The organism is Nostoc flagelliforme FACHB-838 (assembly GCF_014698065.1).
Lineage (GTDB): Bacteria > Cyanobacteriota > Cyanobacteriia > Cyanobacteriales > Nostocaceae > Nostoc > Nostoc flagelliforme_B.
In genome coordinates this window covers 1-3,694 of the sequence record NZ_JACJSI010000504.1, presented here as the reverse complement: position 1 = coordinate 3,694, position 3,694 = coordinate 1, and the positions used below count along the sequence as shown (strand labels likewise).

Genomic DNA, 3,694 nt, shown 5'->3' with positions numbered 1-3,694 from the left:
GGGGGGAGTATTGCAGTTTGTAGATGCTGCTTTATCATTTGTATGCTCTTACACTTTTATACCCAACCGTATTCTCTCGTAATCTTTTTCAAAAATCAAATAGGATTCCTATATACGCTCCCAAAAAACTAGGAATTGTGATGCAAGCTATTAAAAGGACTGGGCGGATTTTGAAAGCAAGCCACTGATAATCAGACTCTAATTTGTCCCTATTATTGTTTGTTTTGGTTGACATACATTACTAAGCCCACAGTAAATAACCCAACTCCTAAAGGCGATATAACTGCTGCTACACCACCAATTAGGGAGAGGGTAGCCACACCAGAATAAAAACAAACTTCAGTTAGTAAGTGCATTTTTCTTTCCTTTGAAATGAAGTGCAAGAGAAATAGAAACCGATGATTTGACAATGCCAGCTTTGATGCAAATTCTAAATATTTGCTGCTAGATTCAATATTTCCTCTACTGCCTTGCTGGTGCTGGGTTGACGCGGGGTAATTCCCCGTTGGGATAAAAAATCATTGGGTGTGGTGTCATTGATTTTTTGAGCAGTCATAGCTAGAGCCAGACTAAGCTCGTCAACGTACTTACCTACCTCATCACTAAACACAGATTCATAGGTATGCCGGAAATTTGCAGCGTTACGCTTGGCAGCGATAAATGCGATCGCAGTCGTTAAATTATGGGACTCAATGACAATGCTTTCACAGAAGTCTGCAAGAGTGTTGTTAACTCCAGAAATGATTGAGTGTTGGTCTGATATAGACAAGCTAGAGTCATCCGCCATAGGTGCGAGTGCTTGGCCCTCTGTCTTAGCAAGCAGTGCCTTAGCAACCAAATCAGCCACATCTAACGGAACTTTTGAGACAGACTCAAAGTTATCTGGCATGAAGTCAGCCAGCATGAAACGGTAGGCATCTTCAGCAATTCCCAGGTCAACAGCAGCTTTTTTGATAGTGATATCAGTCATAATTTATGCTCCTTTGTGAAAAACTTGATTTGATTTGTACTGGAAGTTAGAAACTGAGAAGTAGTGAGGGTTGCCACGAATATAGGCTTTTACCCTGGCGGCAATTCGCAGCGAGTTCATCAGGGACTTTATACGGCTCAATACCCATACTTGGTAAGGGCTTAGAGGGACTTCTTTATCCCGTTCGCATAGCTGGCGTTTAGCTTTGTCCGTCTGGATGGGGTAGGCTTCCCGGTAGCTTTCAAGGGCAAAGTATGCAATCTTGTCCCATTTCCAGACGGTAGGACGGGTGACTTGCAGCAACCTGGCTAATTCACTTTTGGTCACTGCAAAGTCAACATAAATGCTGTCTGGTTCGATAGAACTCCCCAAACTAAAAGCTTGTGAACGATTCATAATACAGGCTATTTAGCAAGCGATCTAATTTTTAACAGTGATTTAGCGAGTAATTAGCACCTCATTTAACACTTTTGCTCGTTATCTGGCTATAACTCAGTTTTTAAAACCACTTGAGACGCATTTAACAGGTGACTTGCGTTTTCTAGGGTGTTAAAAGTATGTTAGCATCTAATTACCTGCTGTAAAGCATTTAATTGGAATTAATTCAGAATGCGAACTGAGAAAAACCTCAAAAGCTTCTTAGAAGCTGCTTTACAGCAGGCAAAGAGTAATATTGGAGTAGAATAATGACTCAAAGTATATGTAGATCAGTGAGTAAAAAATTCTCAGTAACCGTTCCCGACTATGTTTTTGAGGATTTAGAGCAACTAGCCCAAATCCAAGGGAGACCTACAGCCGCGTTAGCAGCATTTTTAATTGAAGTAGCTATGAGAGAAGCAAGAGAGCGTGGTGAATTGCCACAAAAACAGCCAAAACAAAACGGTGCAGCATGACCTAAACACTAAACACTTACGACGGGCGACCAGCCAGCAGCAGAAAATGAATACACAGATAATCTTCAGATCGGTAATCACCAGGAATGAGCTTGAGCAATGGGGAGCGTAATCTGTGACAGCAACTCAGGTACTACCAAAAGAAAAAATCCTTCAGGCGATGACCGCGATGATAATAGCTCGTGACTGGATAGGATATCTCAACTTCCGCCGCCAATTGCGAAATAACTACTCTGAAGGATTCGCTGGAACGCTACGACATTTTTACAAATCTCTTCCACAAGAAGACTTAGAAGCATATATCAACTACTTTGGTGACAAGGACATGCTGACCAAAGGAGAACGAAAAACTAGGTTAAGGCAAAGGTATGAAGATATAGAGGTTAAAGAAAAGAGTGAGCGCAATAATAGCACCACTTCGCCTAATGTTAAGCCACGACCGCGCACATAGGGTAAGCAGCATTGGCTTTGAGAAATGCTCTGCCAACCCCATTGTCTTGTATCGACGGAGAAATCTTTCTTACTTTTTGCTTACTTTTGTCAGATTGCAATATGTGCCTAGTGTTACTCAATGATATGCTGACTACCAAACAACATCCTAACCCTAACCAAATGACTAACTCTATTTATGGTCTTTAATCTCTGGAATTTGAGCCAATAAAAGCCAAAAAGCCTGCGAGGTAGGACTCACAGACTTAGGCTCAAATTATTCATTTGATTTTGCTCGTATTTTGTGGCTTCGGTGCTTGCAACACCTACCACACGTCCACCCCGCCAGAAAAGACAGAGTGTAAAACCCCCACTGGAGTAAGAATCAAGTGGAGCCTTTCATTGATTATAAGCTTTATTTCCAACAGATTCCTAAGAAAAAAGTAACAAGCATGAAGGCTCTACCCAAACTACTTGGCTCTTTCCCCTCTACCGCACAAGTTACGCCAACTGTTCTGTAGATAAAAGTTAACATTCAGTTTTTTCTTGGCGAGGGCACTGTAACCCCTGCCAGGAGAAAGAAATTGAAAAATCTATCAAGTGTTCTACCATCTGCTCAAAATCTACTGCCAGTAGAGAGCTTAAGCGAGTTTACCAGCAGAATTGAGCGAGAATTTCTTACCGGCTCTGCGATCGCAATTTCTCTCTACACTGATAATATCCGCATCGTCTCTGATATAGAAATTAGTGCTGGGGGGGATGTCTCAACCCCAATCCACGACGCACTGAACTGGAAATATACCAGATTTGGGCATCAAGCCAAACCCACACTCCACGCCGCAATATTTCTGAACGAAGACGGTAGCCCCTGGCAAGGCAAACTCAGTAAACCCAGGATTGACACGAAAAAAGACAAGGATCAAAAATACGAAACCCCAATTGGCAACGGCTCACGGGCTTATCTCCCCACCGTCAACCGAGAAAATAGACGATCAATAGCCAACCGCTACGGCGTAGAAGTCCCCCCTCCTGGCGAAAGTTTCTGGGACTGGCTAGAACTCCACCCAGAAATCCCAATCATCATTACAGAAGGGGGTAAAAAATCCTTATGCCTGTTGTCACAGGGGTATGTAGCCATTGCCCTTTACGGAATTAACGGCGGCTACCGCAGCAAGGATTTATTAGGAAACCAAGTCTTGCCCTATCTAATCTCAGATATAGCACGATTTGCTGTTAAGGGGAGAAAATTTACCCTCGCCTTTGACCAAGACACCAATACTCTAACCCAGAGACGGGTTAACGCTGCGACTTTCCGCTTTAGCCGATTACTGACTGCCGCCGGTTCAATAGTTGATATCGCCATCTGGGACGGTCAAAAAGGACTGTGTAAAGGCGTTGATGA

General features: G+C 42.9%; 6 protein-coding genes. 3 read left to right on the top strand and 3 right to left on the bottom strand.

The window, feature by feature from the left end; all coding sequences use genetic code 11:
- Positions 1-212: 212 nt before the first annotated feature.
- The 3 genes from H6G97_RS47495 to H6G97_RS47485 all read right to left on the bottom strand — a co-directional run bounded on the left by H6G97_RS47495 (position 213) and on the right by H6G97_RS47485 (position 1,366).
- A complete protein-coding gene (locus tag H6G97_RS47495; protein WP_181374386.1) occupies positions 213-356 on the bottom strand; it encodes a hypothetical protein in 144 nt (47 codons plus the stop codon).
- A 74-nt stretch (positions 357-430) separates the two neighbouring features.
- Complete coding sequence (locus H6G97_RS47490) at positions 431-970, bottom strand: hypothetical protein (protein WP_190947305.1); 540 nt, start codon at positions 968-970, stop codon at positions 431-433.
- A 3-nt stretch (positions 971-973) separates the two neighbouring features.
- On the bottom strand, positions 974-1,366 hold the full coding sequence (locus tag H6G97_RS47485; RefSeq protein ID WP_190947304.1) for a hypothetical protein: 393 nt from the start codon (positions 1,364-1,366) through the stop codon (positions 974-976).
- 290 nt (positions 1,367-1,656) lie between these two features.
- On the opposite strand from H6G97_RS47485, the gene H6G97_RS47480 reads away from it, so the two are divergent.
- The 3 genes from H6G97_RS47480 to H6G97_RS47470 all read left to right on the top strand — a co-directional run.
- Positions 1,657-1,863: a ribbon-helix-helix domain-containing protein gene (locus tag H6G97_RS47480; protein WP_190947303.1), complete on the top strand. Its 207-nt coding sequence runs from the start codon at positions 1,657-1,659 to the stop codon at positions 1,861-1,863.
- 115 nt (positions 1,864-1,978) lie between these two features.
- Entirely contained in the window at positions 1,979-2,314 is a 336-nt protein-coding gene (locus tag H6G97_RS47475) for a hypothetical protein (protein ID WP_190947302.1), read from the top strand.
- A gap of 562 nt (positions 2,315-2,876) precedes the next feature.
- A partial coding sequence (locus H6G97_RS47470) for a DUF3854 domain-containing protein (protein WP_190947301.1) occupies positions 2,877-3,694 on the top strand: 818 nt, incomplete at its 3' end.